The sequence below is a fragment of the Paenibacillus sp. MDMC362 genome (assembly GCF_003269305.1).
In the GTDB taxonomy this organism is placed as follows: domain Bacteria; phylum Bacillota; class Bacilli; order Paenibacillales; family Paenibacillaceae; genus Paenibacillus_AQ.
Window position 1 is genome coordinate 12,597 of the sequence record NZ_QLYT01000028.1, and the last position, 15,493, is coordinate 28,089.

The following is a 15,493-nucleotide window of genomic DNA, read 5'->3' on the forward strand; positions in this document are numbered from 1 at the left end:
ATTCGCTCCTTTAAGCCTTTCGGGTTCGTGAATACTTACAACGTTAGATGAAATCAACGGATGTAAGATTGAGTAAAAAAACCGAACAATCGTTCTTCATCTCATTAGTAGATGATGGTATAATAAGGAAAGACAATTGAATCTTGGGTGGGCATGGTTTCCCTTCGAAAGGAGGTGAAGCCATGGAAATTAAAGATGCGTTGACGATCATGTTTCTGTTTGGATCGTTTATCCTTGCACTTTTAACATACATCAATTCGAACAACAAGAGAAAGTAAAAACCCACCCCAAGGTTAGCGCCGAAGGTGGGTCTTTATTCTGATCGCTTAGAAGGGAATAAACCATCCAAGCCAATTGTTCAGCCGAGTGTTCCCGCACTCGGCTTCTTTGTAAATTATGATAACACAATTGGAAAAAGAAGTGAACCTGGAAAGAGTATTTTGGGTATTTGAAAACCTTAAATAAAGAATAGTGGATTATTGAAGGGGTATATCGCAAGTGGGCGGGACGAAGCTTTGAAGAAGCAGATGTAATTATCTTTTTATCACCTAAGAAAAACTGATTGTAGTAAAGAGTAATAAGGAAATGATTTTGAGAGTAGCATATGAATGTGACATTCGATTACATACAAGAACGTTATGAGAACTCTATGCAAAGGAGAATAACATGGGATCTAGAATCATGCATTATTGTATTTCTGCCCGTCTTGCTAAAGAATTAAAGATTGATGATGATCAATTTTTCTTAGGTGGCATTGCTCCTGATGTGAATAAAAATATGAAAACCCCTAAAACCATTTCTCATTTCGTAAGGACCAATAATGAAGGACAAATATTTGCCGATTATTTGGGATTTCATGAGAAATATCTGAGATATATGAGTGAACCATTTTATCTAGGTTACTTTTTTCATTTAATATCTGATGTCATATGGGTCGAAGAAATTTATTACAAGAAAATAAAGTGGTTGCCTCAACCGGATAAAAAAGAAGCGCAGTTAAAGTATTATAGAGATTTTTGGAGACTCAATGGAAAGTTGATTGATTATTATTCCATTGAATATAGACCGATGGAAGTCAAGTCCATTGAGATTGAAGAGATTGATTATAGATACCTGCCAGAATTAATAAAGGATTTAGAAAATGATTTTGCAATGAAAGATGAGGCGAAAGAACAAGAATTGGAAATTCTTGAGTTTGAAGAAGTCATTGCTGTTCTTGAAAGAACAGTAAGGGAATGTGTTGAAATTTCGATGAAGACGTAGACTTCCGATAACGTAATATTCATGCTGGCCTCGGCTGAGGGCCGAGCTTTGACCGCTAGGGGGCTACTGGTCTGGAAACAGAATCAGGTAAATACAATCTATTCCCGGAAGACCATGAGTGTATATCCCACAACTTAACAGCTTCAAAGATTCCGATTAACTACAAGAAAATTTTGATTACATTATGACTAGTCGAGTGGGTACTTAGTTGGATTATAGATCTCCGAGAAGTTGTGTACGCCATAAAGAGATGAACGATCTGAAGATTAAGGTAAGTATATTTATAATTCTTATTTTATTGATAGCATTGATATTTCTTTTTCAAAAGGATAGACCAAATGACTACGCATCAATAGAAGAAGCGATGATTAATTCAAACATTGTTTATGATGAAATATATTATATTACTGAGAATAGAGGATACAGCATTGTTTTTTACTGTGAAGAAGATATTTTGTCGGTTGGCATAGCAACCAAGAAAAGATCAAAATATCAGTGGATTTATGGGTTTGGTAGTAAACATTTTAATGAAACCGAGCATATCCTTACAAGAGCATTCACAAACCTACCAACTGAGATATCAGGAAATGATGAACTTGTTTCGCTAACGTTTGGTGTAATAAATGATAGGGATATTGAAAATTTAAAAATCCAATACAAGGGTCAGGCAGTAAGAGATGCGACTATAATTCCAACATCAAAAGGTCCAATATGGTTTTGTTTTTCAGATACTCCAGTTAATTACGACCCGGATGTAGTAAGAATTTATAAACATGGAGAGACAAAGACCGGATGGTATTAAGATGAAGATTAATAGGTTTTTGGGGTAGAAGGGGTAGCAGCTAGCAACTTATCCATTCGTAGATATAAATCCATACCTATGGGGTGATTATGTGATTATCATGATTAATGGTACATTCGGTTCTGGCAAGACTTCGGCAGCTAACATGCTTCAATCCTTAATCTCAAATAGCATGATTTATGATCCTGAAGAAATAGGATACATGTTAAGAAATATCATTAACGAAGAAACTAGATTTGAAGAAGAACGAACTGATGATTTTCAGGATCTGGAATTATGGAGAATCCTCACGGTTAAGACAGCTCATGAATTAATGAATAAGTATAAGAAACATCTTATTGTTCCTATGACGATTTATAAAGCTGATCATTTCGAATACATATTAAATGGATTTAAAAGTTTTGATCAAGATGTTTTTCATTTTTGTCTCATTGCGTCTGAAGACACAATCAAAAAGCGAATTGAAGAGCGAGGTGATCAATTTGGAACGTGGTATCAGACACATACAGAAGCTGGTTTACTTGCATTTAGGGATAGCAGATTTCCAGAACATATTGAAACGGACCATATAGGAACAGAAGAAGTTGTTAGACTAATCCTAAATAAAACTGTTAAGAGCAATGTGTGGAGAGTTTAATGAGGTTACTGGCTACACATAACACGAGGTTCACCTCTTGGTCCACCTAAAGACATGGATCGTTCAGGAGGCGATGTGGGTCCCCGCACCACCTAACCCATCACGGCCGCTTACTAACGTTCGCTTAAAGTTGAGTTGACGTCGTGAACATGGAAACTTTGTATGAATTCAGCTTAAGAAAGGAAAGGGGAAAAACAATGATTCGAGAAGCGGAACCAAAAGATGCAGAACAAATTGAGGAATTATATATGGAATTATTACCTAGCAACACTGAAATATATGTGTCCAATGAAAGAATAAGTGAAGTCCAAAATAATCCGAATAGCTTCTTATTCGTCTACGAGCTAGAGCAAAAGATTGTGGGAACTGCTCATTTGCATCTCTGCTTGGACGCATTAGTGGGGTCCAGGCCGTTTGGTGTTGTAGAAAGAGTTATTATTTCAAGAGCACAACAAGGAAAGGGATATGGTTCAGAATTAATGAAATATATTGAAGGTTTATGCGCCGAGAAGAACTGTTTAAAGATATTTCTTACAAGTGGAAGTTCAAGGACTGAGGCTCATGAATTTTACGATAGGTTGGGATATGACGGACATTCAAGCAGAGCATTCAAAAAGTATCTGTAATAAAAAGGAATACCTGCCGATACGAAGTTTGAGCTACTTGAACGTCGTGAATGCGATAGAAGTTAGGCTGGGAATTTCTGTTATACGACTAGGAGGAGAAACAATGAAGCAGTTAGCACAATTGGAAGCCTATTTGCAGGCATCTGAGTATATTGATTATTTTGATGCTGAAATACAAGCTGTGATCTTATCTTTTACAGAGGAAACTGAAATCGAAAGAATACAGGCAGCATTTGAATTTGTACGCGATCAGATTGATCATTCTTTTGATATTAACAACGAAGAAGTAACAAGGAAGGCCTCTGAAGTATTGAACAAAGGACATGGCATATGCTATGCCAAATCTCATTTGTTGACAGGAATACTGCGAGGAATGGGTATACCTTCAGGCATTTGTTATCAAAGGTTAACCTTATTCGATAAACCCGAAGATGGGTACTGTTTGCATGCTTTGAATACAGTGTATTTGAGGGAGCAGGGCAGGTGGATACGTTTAGACGCAAGAGGAAATAAGGAAGGCATAAATGCGCAGTTTTCAATAGATAAGGAGAGGTTAGCCTTTCCTGTTAGGGAAGAATATGGTGAGAAGGATTATGAGAATAATTACGCACAGCCCCATCCAGTCATTATTCAAACACTAGAAACCTATTCGAATGCCATGGAGATGTATCTAGGCGGATTGCCAGAAGACCTGAGTCAGTGAAACTGTGACGCGTTTAGTACGTGATTAAAGTATACGAAATTACTGAAATACATATATAAAATGAGGTGCATGAATGCTTTTTCATTTTAGCGAAGAGGCGGATATTGAAATCTTCATCCCGCGGGAAAAACAGAACCGACCAGACTTTCCGGCAGTGGTTTGGGCCATAGATGCGGAACATGAATTCTCATATTACTTCCCGAGGGATTGTCCGCGAATCGTATGTAGAAGAACAGAGGATATCAGTGAGAGAAACAGGGAGTTGTTTTTTAACAACACGTTGGCTGACATCATCGTAACTGTGGAAAATGATTGGTACGCAAGAATCGTTCAACAAACGTTGTACAAGTACCAATTTGAAGACGAGGGGTTTGAAGTTTTTGATAAGACTGCAGGCTATTATATTTCCTATCAAACCGTAAAGCCTGTGGGTATGGAGAAGGTTGATAGACTGGTTGAGAGACTTTTAAGTAAGGGAATTGAATTAAGGTTTACACCCAATTTATGTCCTCTTAGGGAATCCATAGTTTCTTCAGATTTTAAGGAATTTGGAATACATAGATTTAATAATGCCAAGAGACTATAGGGGATTTAACTACTGCATTCATGCAGCTAGGAAATATCCCTGCTGTATCTTGGCCATTACGGGGCTGATTTTTGCCTAATGAATTGATGCCTCTGCCATTAAAGGAGACTGTAACGAATATGATCATATTAATCAGCGGGAACAGCTGCACGGGTAAGACCTATATGGCTCAACAATTGCTCGAGAGGTATCACGCTCCATATCTTTCGATCGACCATTTAAAAATGGGCTTATACAGAGCAGATATGAACTGCGGTTTCACCCCCCTGGATTCAGCAGAGTTTATCGGTGAGATATTATGGCCGAGCCTCAAAGAGATCATCAAGACGAACATAGAGAATAACCAGAATCTAATCATTGAAGGCTGCTACATCCTGCCTCACCATCTTCAAGATATCGAGCCATCCTACTCAGCGCACATCATACCGGTATTCTTGGGTTTCTCAACCACCTACATCCAGCAAAACTTCCATTCCAACATCATTCAACATCGCAATGCAATCGAAACACGTACCTATCCTGAAGAAAGAACCATTACTGATTACATACTGGAGCATGATGCATTCCGTGAAAAGTGTTTGGCATCAGATGTCCCTTATTTTGAGATTAAAGAGAACTACGAAGAAGAGATTTCAAAAGTATATGATTACATCGAGGGTGAAAAGCAGAGAATCGTGAGTGAAAATCGAGAAATCACAAGTCGTGATATATGAAAGTAGTTCCCTATTCAATAATGTGGAGTAGCCTATGAAAAAACAATTATTACTTATCCTTGTTGTCGTCCTTTCCGTGTTTTTATTATTTCATGTTAATCAATGGATGAAGAATGAATATGAAATATGGACGGCCATTGAAAATCGGGAGTGGGAAGCAAGAGGGACAGGTGTGTACTTTTATGAAGAAAACAATCAAAAATATGGTCTCTACATGATTTATGGAAGTGGAATTCCCGTCATTTCTTCTCATAAATCCAAGGTCAGAATAATAAATGATGTTGAGATTGAGATGGAGATTCCGGATCATTCTATAAATTTGCAGTCAACAGATCAACAAGTACAAATATCCAGATTAAAATGGAATCAGGGTAAGTTGACCATGGACGGGCTGATATTTGATGCCTCGGAGACTTCGGAGAAACATAAGTGGGTTTTAAATCTACGAGCGAACTAATATCGCTGTAATCGAGGAAAGGAAGAAGCCGTGGAATTATTCTTATATCATTATTATGATGCAGATACCGGACCTTTTCGAAATCTATCCGCACTATCTATAGATGAAGCGAAGCAAGTACAGAGAAGACTCCAACAAAATAAAAATAGGTTTGCGAGTCAACGCGGAGATGATTATATCGTCATCCGACGCGGATTAGAATCTCGTGCAAGAGATCTATTTATAGCCAAGGGTGGACGGCCGACAAATAAATATCCACATTACATGACACTTGGCCCTTGCGAATGGATTAAGCAGTGGTATCAGAGCGGGAGGGAAGTCAAGATTCCCCTCGATGATGTTGACCCCGAGATCATTAGTTTTACTTATGGTGACTTATTTCCCACGATGCGCTTTAAAGACGACAAGCCTTACAGAGGGAAGGTCTACTTAAAGAACGAAATTCTCCGGCTGGTAGACGAATATGGTTGGCCGCAAGAATGGAATAAAGACGGGGATCAAGGACCAGAACGATATATAGAAGTACAGGTATGGGACGATCGTGTGATTCGTCTTTTATTGAATAATTTTATCGAATGAGATGAAGTGTTACTTCCGTTCACATGGAGGACTCCAGACGCTGCAAAGCTATTGCAGTTTTATCGATATGAAGTCGCCAGGCATTACTTGGGTTTTGATGAACATGAGACAACGGGAGGGTTCTTTATTGCTGATCTCACAGATGAATCCAGAGATATTGACGAGAGAACAGATCACAACGGTGGTGTTCGGAGCGGAAACGGAAGTTGATGATGGTACGCAGTCTGGTGATTGTATCTTTGTGTTTGGCGGAAAAAACCTGGACCGAGTAAGGAAAGCGGTTGAATTATACACAGCCGTACGCGCCCCGTATCTATTATTCACGGGTGGAGACCGATTTGGCGAGTGGGAGCAGCCCGAGGCGGTTATGATGCGGGATGAAGCCATAAAAATGGGCATTCCGACAGAATCCATTTTTATTGAAACGATGTCCAACCATACGAAGGAAAACATTATGGCCTCACTAACCGTGCTTGATCGGGCATTGGGGTTACAACGAATCCATCGGCTCTTGCTCGTCAGTGCGCCTGGACATATGCGCCGATGCCAACTCATGCTCAGGACCTTTATGCCGCCTTGGTATGAGTATGTATGGTGTCCGGACCATCGCTCTCTTGGGAGACGGGACAATTGGTGGACCGATCCAGAGGAAGAGAAGAGGGTACTGGGCGAGCTGAAAAAAGTGATCGGCGGGGTAAAGGGACGATATTTTGTTGATGCGGATATTGAAATTTGAAAACAATCGCAAGGCATGCATTACACTGTGAACTCAACACCGAGCTTGGTGTTTACTGATGGCGGGCCAAATGCTAGCGCATGATACATCTTTACAAACCCCAACGGAGAAGGCGGAAGCACGATTCGCATACGTAGTGTTGCCTGACGAGTTGGGTAATTATCACCATTATATACAATGATCAAAGCGGCCGTTCTCCTGAACACATTACAAGGAGGACGGTTGTTTTTGTGTTGCCTAGTCTTAGGCATATCTTGTTTGAAAATCTTCTTACATACACAAATTGAGCCTTCCAAGCTATTGATAATAATTAACATATAAAGTAAATTTTTTACATATAAATCAAATTACGAATTATGTAAATGAATCAAAAATGAGTAAATAAAATGCATCGATATGGATTTAGAGAATTAACAAGATAATTGTATGTGATAAAGGAGGTGATGTCGTCTTACGCGAGATAGGCTAAAGCTGAACGATTAATTTATTTTCTGAGGAGGGATTAATGGATGAAGAAGGGTTTATCCAGAGTGCTGGACAGATCGAGAGTGATGATGTTGCCTTTATTGGTTGTCGTGTCTATGGTGTTGAACTTTTTTCCACTTGAGGTGTCTGCAGCAGACCGGGGCGCTTGGGCACCCAATGTATCTTATGCCGTTAACGACAACGTAACGTACGATGGGAAAGCGTATAAGGCTATTCAAGCTCATACCTCATTACCCGGATGGGAACCGCCCAATGTGCCTGCATTATGGCAGTTTGTCCAAGGTGGTGGAGGTAACGATACGGTAGCCCCGACAACTCCTACGAGTGTAATTGTAAGCGCAGTCACTTCTTCAAGCGTCACTTTATCCTGGCAAGCCTCAACGGACAATGTAGGCGTGACAGGTTATGATGTATACCAAGGCACATCCATAGCCGTTTCTGTTACCGGTACGACAGCGACAATAACGGGTCTTTCACCGAACACGACATATTCTTTTCAGGTCATTGCAAAGGATGCTGCCGGCAACCTTTCTCCTGCCAGTGCGATCGTGAATGCAACCACTTCAGAAGGAACAGGAGGCCCCCAGCCGACGAAGCATATATTGACAGGGTACTGGCAGAACTTTGTTAATGGTGCGAGCAAGTTAAAGGTGAGAGATATACCGGAACAGTACGACATCATTGTGTTAGCGTTTGCCGAGATGGATCCTGCTAATCCTGGGGGTGTCACTTTTACAGTTGATCCTGCGCTATCCACAGCACTTGGCGGGTACACCAATGCCGAACTGATCGCGGATATTCAGGCCAAACACGCTCAAGGCAAGAAGGTCATCATATCCATTGGAGGGGAATTGGGGAACATTAACTTGAATAATCCATCCCCGAATGTAACGAACTTTGTGAACAGCATGTACGGCATCATCACTCAATATGGGCTTGATGGGATAGACATCGATCTGGAGCATGGCATGAATGTACCTAATTTAACCAATGCGATCCGCCAACTGAAGCAGAAAGTAGGAAATGATTTTGTTCTGACGATGGCTCCCCAAACGATAGACATGCAGAATCCAAACACCTCCTATATGCAGCTTTATAACAATCTGAAGGATATAACAACGGTAATTAACGTCCAGTATTATAATTCTGGATGCATGCTAGGCCGTGACGGTAAATGCTATTCCCAAGGCACGGTTGATTTCCTGACGGCTCTTTCGGACTTAACGCTCCAGTGGGTATCACCTTCCCAATTGGGATTAGGAGTGCCTGCTACCTCAGCAGCAGCTGGAGGCGGATATGTTTCTCCAACCGTCGTAAATAATGCCCTAAATTGTCTGGCAACTGGAAACAGCTGTGGAAGTTATAAACCGGTTGCTAAATACCCCGATATACGGGGAGCGATGACTTGGTCCATTAACTGGGATACGACCACGAATTACACGCTTGCCAAAACAGTGAAGCCATTCTTGAACACGCTGCCCTAACATGAATGATATTTGTACAATTTAAGCAGATCTAATATTTAATATAAGGAAACCTCTCTTTGATATGTGGTGGTATAACACCTTCATTATCAAGAGAGGTTTTTGTTTGGTTTCCAAACTCCAACGGAGAAGGCGGAATCATGCTGTAGAAGCAAAGCGGTCCCCTTTGTCCCCGGATTTCAACCATGTCATAGGATCATAAGAAATCTGGGGGCAACAGGGATCGGAAGCATGATCCGCATTCGTAGTGCTGAAGTTCTGAATCGCTGTATATCTGAGCCTCAAGGCTCCCATATCACCGTCGGGTACGGGAGTTGGTCATAAGCACTGGCCCAGTAATAGGAGTCGGCCATGATGCGCCGTGGCAGGAAACCGATCTCGCCTCTTGATACGGAGATGAGCTCAGACTGCGATTGGAACACGCCGTCCGCCGTTGTCGCGGCATTGACATATTTGCCTGCCATATGGGTGAACCGTCCGCTGATTTTGGCTGAAACAGGCAGCCTTGTTTCCTTATCGACCATCTGCATGGTTACTCTGGCGATACCGGCAGAATAGGTGAGGGTCATCTGATCAATGACCATCGGTTTCATTGTGGATGGCGCTGTTGTTGCTGAGGCAGCCGCGCTGGGAGCTCCTTCATTGCCGCTGATATCGACCGCCGTGATTTTATAATAATAGGTAGTGCTCGGCAGCAGACCGGTATCTTTGAAGGAAAGTCCTTTAGAGATTCCGGCGTAAGTAGCGGGTCCGATCTCAAAGTCGGCATTGGTACTCCGGTAGATCCGATACGCATTCACTGCGGTATTGTCCATCGCCATATTGTAAGTAATATTAATGCGTTGAAAATCAAACGTGGCCGCTGTTGCTCCACTGACCGTGCTTGGCCGTTCATGGTCAGCAGGAGGCTGCCATGCGTAGCCGCCAGGTCCCCATTCGCTTGGAAAATCAACGATCGAGGAGTAGTGATGGAGAGCAATGCCTCCAAACGCTGAATCGTTCAGAAAAGCATCATAAACCTTGTTTAACTCCTGCTCCATATAAGTTCGACCTTCTTCATGGAAGCTGATGGTTTCCGGATCCCCGCCATCGGCGATGTCCTTCGTCTCGACTCCGATCACAACCGACTTCGGTTTGCCGATCGTATTGGCATAAGCCAGCTCGTTTAGCGCTTGTGCGATAATGCCGGCGCTGCCATCGGCTTGATCGCGGTAATTCATGATCGAGATATAATCGGCCGTGTCCTGAATATGCTCAGACAGCCATTTCGTCTTTCCGTTCCATGAGATATTGCTTGCGTCAGAAGAAGTATCGTACCATCTTGGAATTGCCGCGCCGACGGACAAGGTAAGGCCCGATGCCTGTTTACGTTCCATCAGAAGCTGCAGCATATCCAGGTACTGAATCTGAACAGAAGGCTTTGCTATTTTGAAATCCGGCAGGATATACGGTTCGGTATCCAGGTTCACGCCATCAAAGCGAGCCGTTTCGCCGGAAGCCAAATTGTAATTCAAGATTTGCTCAAATTCTCTTACGGCATGAGTCTCATACCGACTATAGGCTCCGAAGTAAGGTGGGGAGGTGCCGCCGGCGATCAACGCATGAACATAGAAACCTTGAGAGTGAGCCCACTCGATGAATTGTTGAACCTCACTTCGATGATCCTCCAGCATTTTTGCTCCGTCATATTGCCCTACAGCCAAATAAAGCGTTGTAATCGGACGTTGATTGAAGGTGGTTGTATCCTTTGCCATGGAGGAGAGGGCCGCTCGGGCATTTGGATTCAGTACTAGCGGGTAGGAGGCATTTTCCCAGATCCAGATCGCACGATCCTGATCCGGCAGCGGCTCCGGCTCATAGGTGTTGCTGGTCACCGTTTCAGGATTCGTCGCGGAGGGATCGTATACATCATTAATTACGTTAACGGGAGTTGAGTTGGCAAGATCCATATAGACAGCGTCAGTCACCGTCGCGGGATATTTGCCTTGGTTAGCCGGAGGCATCCCCCCTGTTCTTGCATAGACCGTTAGGCTATAGCCTGTGTTGCCATAAGAATCGGTTGCTCTTGCCTCCAGACTGTGAACCTGGTGAGGGGATTGACGCGAATCGAATGTATATTTATATCCGTTTTTGGCAGGGGCGACCTGCAGCCAATCGCCTCCGTTGATGCGGAGCTCAACTTGGGCTATCGGATTTTTACCCGCTGCAGATATGTGAATATCCATTTTATTGCGCTGCAACGTATGCTCGTTTGGGCTGGTAATCTGCACTCCCGGGATATGAGCTGCAGGATTATCGATATTAAGGTGAATCCATGGGGACCAGATACCATAACGCGTAACCGCATCATTTCCTTTAAGGACCATTTCGACGGGACCGTCCAACTGACTTGTATCCAGCTTGTAAGACCAAGATCCACTGTCATCGCCATTCGGGTCATCCATCTGAACATCCGTCACAAATGCACCGTTAACGATGAGCTGAAGTTCATACACGCCGGAGTAGGTTCCGGATAACTCAGCCACACCCGGTTGAAGTGTTTGTCCGTCCTGATGAGAATCAATAGTAATTAACGCTGCTGCCTTAACGTGGGGAGGCGGGATACAGATTGTAGAAATCAGAACTGCCGCCAGCAACAAAAGCCCGCACCTACGTAAATGTGAAAGCATCCTTGTAGTCACATCCTTGTCAGTATGATGTAAACCTAATGGACTCTACGGCAGTTACAATGCCTTGCGTATCCTGTGAGCATACATTTTGCATCAATATGAAGCGCTTACTTTTTAATATTTCGTAAAAAACCGATTAGAACCAATGTTAGAGAGGTGGCAGGTTATTATTTTTCAAGGGGAACAGGTTCGTTACCAAATCGGATCCGTCGAAGCATCGCAACTGTTTTGACCCGCATCTCCGTCTTGAGACCGAGAGGAACTCTGTACCTGAGACGGTGGGAACCTGTGCAGATCTTCTTTATGATGAAATCAACGGATTTTTACTGGAGAATCATGGAATGACATATTCAAACTAAAAAATAGTGAGGTGTTCCATCTGCTGCGAAAATTACTTAAAACCGTCATGCAAAGCTCCTGGATGATGTGGGAACGTATCTTCAGCTTCATTTCCAGGTTCCGCAGCTCGCATATCTCTCGCTTTGGCATATGTACAGTCATGATTAAGAAGCATCGAGGAGAGCGCATCGTCTGCGAGGACTCAACGGTCATTCAGAATGGAGATTTGGTAGGCGAGCTGCATTTGGACAATGAAACGATTCTCAAACTAATCCGATCGGAAGGGCCGGATCGTGCGGCTCTGAAAATAGCAAGACTTGCAAGAAAGTCCATGCTGCAGATTAGCCGTGCATATGAATACCGGTCCGAGTTCAGCGAGGTCAGCGCGCTGGTCGGGATTACTTTGCTGCACCGTGGATTAACGCATGGTCTTGGTTTTGAGCATCAAGCGATGAAACCGGACTTGTTCCAAAAGCTGACAACGTCCTACCTGCGAATGCTGTTATCCGTGATGCACCCGGATGGCAAGAATCGGATTGATCGAAGAACGGAACTACTCGTTCCCATGATGTTAATACATACCCGCTCATCGCTGATAAAGCGATTTTCAATGGCGGATAAGCGGACTTTACATGAAGAGGGGCATGCCATCTTGGTATCGGCTGCGGTTGAAGCTTGAGTGAAAGTGGCATTGCCACATACATAAGGTAAGCCTGTTAATTGCAGCTGAGTGGGAGTTCTAATAGAAATGAGGAGAGCAACAGATGGAAGAATGGTATAAACTTGACCACGCCGGGAAGCTGTTTCCCGCCGTTGCAGGAAGGGAGAATTCATCAACCTACCGGTTGTCCATGATGCTGACAAGTGACGTGAAGCCACCGGTGTTGCAACAGGCGCTCGATAGCGTAATGAAGAGATTCCCTCTATTAAACGTCGAGCTTAGAAATGGCCTGTTCTGGAAATTTCTGCGGGAGAAGGAGACGCGTTTGATGGTGGAACCGGAATCCACCTATCCTTGCGCTCCTGCAGCTCTCTCGACTGAGGGCGGAAGCTTGGTGAGGGTTTTATATCATGGCAACAAGATCAGCGTGGAGATTTTCCATGCGCTAACAGACGGGGGTGGGGCACTGGAGTTTCTCAAAACCTTGGTGTTCCAGTATTTATATCTGCTCGGCGAAAACGTAGAGGACAAGGAAGGTCTGATTCTGCCGCCAGCTTCATTTGCTCGATATGCCGAAGCGCAGGACAGCTTTAAAGCTCATTATACATCGGCCACGGCCGATTCCAGAATGCCGGAGGCCCTGCAAATTCCCGGTACCCGATTCTCGCCTTATGGACACAACGTCATCCACGGCATGATTCACGCCTCGCGGCTGAATGGGGCGGCCAAGCAGAAGGGAGTAACGCTCACCGCTTACCTGACAGCGATTTTGATTATGGCGGTTTATGAGACGACGTTGCCCTTCAACAACGATAACCGGCCGATTGTGATCAGCATGCCGGTGAACCTGCGTAAAATATTTCCTTCGAGCAGTCTGCGCAACTTTTTTGCGGTCATTAACATTGGCGTACAGATGAAGGAAGGCATGACATTGGATGAGGTGCAAGGTATCGTGCATGCACAGATGAAAGAGAAAACGACGAAGTCTTATCTAACCCAAGCGATGGCCAGCAGCATGAAATACGAGAAGAACCTGATATCCCGATTCACGCCGCTGAAATTGAAGGATCTGGCGATTCGTTATGGATTCGACCATTACGGTGAAGAAGCCAAAACGCTTACGCTTACCAATCTGGGCCGAGTCGATATCCCAGCGAGTATGGCTGCGCATATCGAATCAATGGAAACCACGATGTATCCTACGGCCAAGAGTCCAATGAACTGTGCCGTCAGTTCGATCAATGACCAGCTTACCATCACCTTTGCCAGGAATATCGTCGAGAGCGATGTGATCAGGCATTTTTTTCGCCAGCTTGCCAGCCTGAGCGGAATGGATATAAGGATTGTCAGCAATGATTGGGGGATGGGCGCATGAGATGCGAGAGCTGTGGGGTATCCGTAGACCCGGCGCACGCAGCATGTCCCTTATGCCGGAGAAATTTACATGGTAAGGGCGATGCACCATCAACAGGGAATTCCTGGTACCCCATCTATGAGGCTGTAGAGGAGCAGCGTGCGAGCAGTCTGTTATCCAAGTGGCTTACCTTCATTGCAGTGTCTGTCATCGGTTTATCTTTACTTATAAATATTCTGGGAGATCACGAAGTATGGTGGAGTCTGTACCTCATGCCCTGCGTGCTCTATGCATGGCTGTTCATCAGACATACCTTGATGTCCAAGTCGCACCTCGGCGGCAAAATCGTCGTACAGCTGCTGGGGCTGTCCGGCATGCTGCTATGGCTTAACGTGGCAGCGGGTACGAATTACTGGTCGACCGGTTACGTCATTCCGTTCCTGATGATGGCGGCAACCCTTCTGATTACCGTTATATGCTGCACCAGAAAAATGCGCTGGCGTGAGTTCGCAGGTTACTTGTTAACCCTGATCTTGCTTGGATTTGTGCCCTTATTACTATATGCCGTCGGCATGTCGCACGTATTATGGACAGCCGTTGCCACGGCCGTATATGCCTTATTAACGTTCGGCGGGATGTGTCTGATTGCAGATAAGGGATTCCGAAAGGATATGAAGCGCAGATTACATTTTTGACAGGAGGAGAACATCATGTGCTCCATTACGATTAGAAGAAGGCAGATTATGAACGAGACGTTCGCGAGGAAGTAGCGGAAGTGTTTGTTGATGGATATTATAACGAATTGTCCTATTTCACTGAGGATCGAAGCACGTTAAAGAAAGCCTTCCGGAGTCTGTTCAGTCCCGAGGTGTTTTATGTGGCTGAGGTCCAGGGCGTCATTATCGGGATTTTAGCCTGTTCCCATCATAGGCAGCGGGCCATGCCGGTCGAGTTAGCTCCGCTTCAGGAGGCTTTTGGAGAGAAGACAGGCGAGCTTGCATATAACGTCATGAAAAACGAATTTAACCCGGCACTGCCTTATGATGAGGAAACAGGTTATATCGAATGTGTGGCAACTACGACGAAAGCTCGCGGCAAGGGCGTTTCCACCGCTTTAATGAAGCATGTCCAAGAGGAGCTGCCATACAAGCGTTACGTTCTGGAAGTGACCGACGGCAACCTGGTCGCGCTATCGTTATATCAGAAATTTGGATTCCGGGAGATTGAACGAAAATCTGAGGAAGATGTAGAGGGAATAGGGTTCAGCGAACGTATTTACATGGAATGGAGAAAGCCGGTCTTCAGGTGATATCCATATAAACGAGGGATGTTCAAACGAATAGGATGGTACGGAGTTTAACAACCTCCGCTTTAGAACGAATGGAAGCGGGAGGTTTT

17 protein-coding genes are annotated in these 15,493 nt (G+C 44.0%); 16 read left to right on the top strand and 1 reads right to left on the bottom strand.

The window, feature by feature from the left end; translation table 11 throughout:
• The first annotated feature begins 182 nt into the window (after nt 1-182).
• The 12 genes from comI to DP091_RS14715 all read left to right on the top strand — a co-directional run bounded on the left by comI (nt 183) and on the right by DP091_RS14715 (nt 9,072).
• Nucleotides 183-278 carry a competence inhibitor ComI gene (gene comI, locus DP091_RS31590; protein WP_220091170.1) on the top strand — a complete coding sequence of 32 codons (96 nt, stop codon included), beginning with the start codon at nt 183-185 and terminating at the stop codon, nt 276-278.
• A 388-nt stretch (nt 279-666) separates the two neighbouring features.
• Nucleotides 667-1,263 carry a hypothetical protein gene (locus DP091_RS14665; protein WP_113058994.1) on the top strand — a complete coding sequence of 199 codons (597 nt, stop codon included), beginning with the start codon at nt 667-669 and terminating at the stop codon, nt 1,261-1,263.
• Between the two features lie 208 nt (nt 1,264-1,471).
• Nucleotides 1,472-2,065, top strand: a complete 594-nt coding sequence (locus DP091_RS14670; RefSeq protein ID WP_146747002.1) for a hypothetical protein — start codon at nt 1,472-1,474, stop codon at nt 2,063-2,065.
• A 100-nt stretch (nt 2,066-2,165) separates the two neighbouring features.
• Nucleotides 2,166-2,702 carry an AAA family ATPase gene (locus tag DP091_RS14675; RefSeq protein ID WP_258394528.1) on the top strand — a complete coding sequence of 179 codons (537 nt, stop codon included), beginning with the start codon at nt 2,166-2,168 and terminating at the stop codon, nt 2,700-2,702.
• A 149-nt stretch (nt 2,703-2,851) separates the two neighbouring features.
• Entirely contained in the window at nt 2,852-3,328 is a 477-nt protein-coding gene (locus DP091_RS14680) for a GNAT family N-acetyltransferase (RefSeq protein WP_258394529.1), read from the top strand.
• Nucleotides 3,329-3,431: 103 nt separating this feature from the next.
• Complete coding sequence (locus DP091_RS14685) at nt 3,432-4,031, top strand: transglutaminase-like domain-containing protein (protein ID WP_113058998.1); 600 nt, start codon at nt 3,432-3,434, stop codon at nt 4,029-4,031.
• 73 nt (nt 4,032-4,104) lie between these two features.
• Nucleotides 4,105-4,617, top strand: coding sequence for a DUF6886 family protein (locus DP091_RS14690; RefSeq protein WP_113058999.1), 513 nt, complete (start codon nt 4,105-4,107; stop codon nt 4,615-4,617).
• Nucleotides 4,618-4,736: 119 nt separating this feature from the next.
• Complete coding sequence (locus DP091_RS14695; protein ID WP_113059000.1) at nt 4,737-5,330, top strand: P-loop nucleotide/nucleoside kinase family protein; 594 nt, start codon at nt 4,737-4,739, stop codon at nt 5,328-5,330.
• Nucleotides 5,331-5,364: 34 nt separating this feature from the next.
• Nucleotides 5,365-5,787: a hypothetical protein gene (locus DP091_RS14700; protein WP_113059001.1), complete on the top strand. Its 423-nt coding sequence runs from the start codon at nt 5,365-5,367 to the stop codon at nt 5,785-5,787.
• A 30-nt stretch (nt 5,788-5,817) separates the two neighbouring features.
• Nucleotides 5,818-6,366, top strand: a complete 549-nt coding sequence (locus DP091_RS14705) for a hypothetical protein (RefSeq protein WP_113059002.1) — start codon at nt 5,818-5,820, stop codon at nt 6,364-6,366.
• Nucleotides 6,367-6,493: 127 nt separating this feature from the next.
• Entirely contained in the window at nt 6,494-7,102 is a 609-nt protein-coding gene (locus DP091_RS14710; RefSeq protein WP_113059003.1) for a YdcF family protein, read from the top strand.
• Between the two features lie 509 nt (nt 7,103-7,611).
• Nucleotides 7,612-9,072, top strand: a complete 1,461-nt coding sequence (locus DP091_RS14715) for a chitinase (protein ID WP_113059004.1) — start codon at nt 7,612-7,614, stop codon at nt 9,070-9,072.
• Between the two features lie 281 nt (nt 9,073-9,353).
• On the opposite strand, the gene DP091_RS14720 is transcribed toward DP091_RS14715, so the two are convergent.
• Nucleotides 9,354-11,708, bottom strand: a complete 2,355-nt coding sequence (locus DP091_RS14720) for an Ig-like domain-containing protein (RefSeq protein ID WP_258394520.1) — start codon at nt 11,706-11,708, stop codon at nt 9,354-9,356.
• A 439-nt stretch (nt 11,709-12,147) separates the two neighbouring features.
• Between DP091_RS14720 and DP091_RS14725 the strand changes: the two genes are divergently transcribed.
• The 4 genes from DP091_RS14725 to DP091_RS14740 all read left to right on the top strand — a co-directional run bounded on the left by DP091_RS14725 (nt 12,148) and on the right by DP091_RS14740 (nt 15,404).
• Nucleotides 12,148-12,759 (top strand): YkoP family protein, encoded by a 612-nt coding sequence (locus DP091_RS14725; protein ID WP_181469814.1) that lies wholly within the window; start codon nt 12,148-12,150, stop codon nt 12,757-12,759.
• Nucleotides 12,760-12,844: 85 nt separating this feature from the next.
• A complete protein-coding gene (locus DP091_RS14730) occupies nt 12,845-14,116 on the top strand; it encodes an alcohol acetyltransferase (RefSeq protein WP_113059006.1) in 1,272 nt (423 codons plus the stop codon).
• The gene (locus DP091_RS14735) at nt 14,113-14,790 is read left to right on the top strand and encodes a DUF6320 domain-containing protein (protein ID WP_113059007.1); all 678 of its coding nucleotides are present in this window, start codon (nt 14,113-14,115) and stop codon (nt 14,788-14,790) included. The genes DP091_RS14730 and DP091_RS14735 overlap by 4 nt, the downstream gene beginning before the upstream one ends.
• A gap of 80 nt (nt 14,791-14,870) precedes the next feature.
• On the top strand, nt 14,871-15,404 hold the full coding sequence (locus DP091_RS14740) for a GNAT family N-acetyltransferase (protein WP_258394522.1): 534 nt from the start codon (nt 14,871-14,873) through the stop codon (nt 15,402-15,404).
• Nucleotides 15,405-15,493: the final 89 nt, after the last annotated feature.

Excerpts from the sequence above, each read along its gene's own strand:
- comI (WP_220091170.1), top strand. The coding sequence starts at position 183 with ATGGAAATTAAAGATGCGTTGACGATCATGTTTCTGTTTGGATCGTTT.
- DP091_RS14665 (WP_113058994.1), top strand. The coding sequence starts at position 667 with ATGGGATCTAGAATCATGCATTATTGTATTTCTGCCCGTCTTGCTAAA.
- DP091_RS14675 (WP_258394528.1), top strand. The coding sequence starts at position 2,166 with ATGATTAATGGTACATTCGGTTCTGGCAAGACTTCGGCAGCTAACATG.
- DP091_RS14680 (WP_258394529.1), top strand. The coding sequence starts at position 2,852 with ATGGAAACTTTGTATGAATTCAGCTTAAGAAAGGAAAGGGGAAAAACA.
- DP091_RS14685 (WP_113058998.1), top strand. The coding sequence starts at position 3,432 with ATGAAGCAGTTAGCACAATTGGAAGCCTATTTGCAGGCATCTGAGTAT.
- DP091_RS14690 (WP_113058999.1), top strand. The coding sequence starts at position 4,105 with ATGCTTTTTCATTTTAGCGAAGAGGCGGATATTGAAATCTTCATCCCG.
- DP091_RS14695 (WP_113059000.1), top strand. The coding sequence starts at position 4,737 with ATGATCATATTAATCAGCGGGAACAGCTGCACGGGTAAGACCTATATG.
- DP091_RS14700 (WP_113059001.1), top strand. The coding sequence starts at position 5,365 with ATGAAAAAACAATTATTACTTATCCTTGTTGTCGTCCTTTCCGTGTTT.
- DP091_RS14715 (WP_113059004.1), top strand. The coding sequence starts at position 7,612 with ATGAAGAAGGGTTTATCCAGAGTGCTGGACAGATCGAGAGTGATGATG.
- DP091_RS14725 (WP_181469814.1), top strand. The coding sequence starts at position 12,148 with ATGCAAAGCTCCTGGATGATGTGGGAACGTATCTTCAGCTTCATTTCC.
- DP091_RS14730 (WP_113059006.1), top strand. The coding sequence starts at position 12,845 with ATGGAAGAATGGTATAAACTTGACCACGCCGGGAAGCTGTTTCCCGCC.
- DP091_RS14735 (WP_113059007.1), top strand. The coding sequence starts at position 14,113 with ATGAGATGCGAGAGCTGTGGGGTATCCGTAGACCCGGCGCACGCAGCA.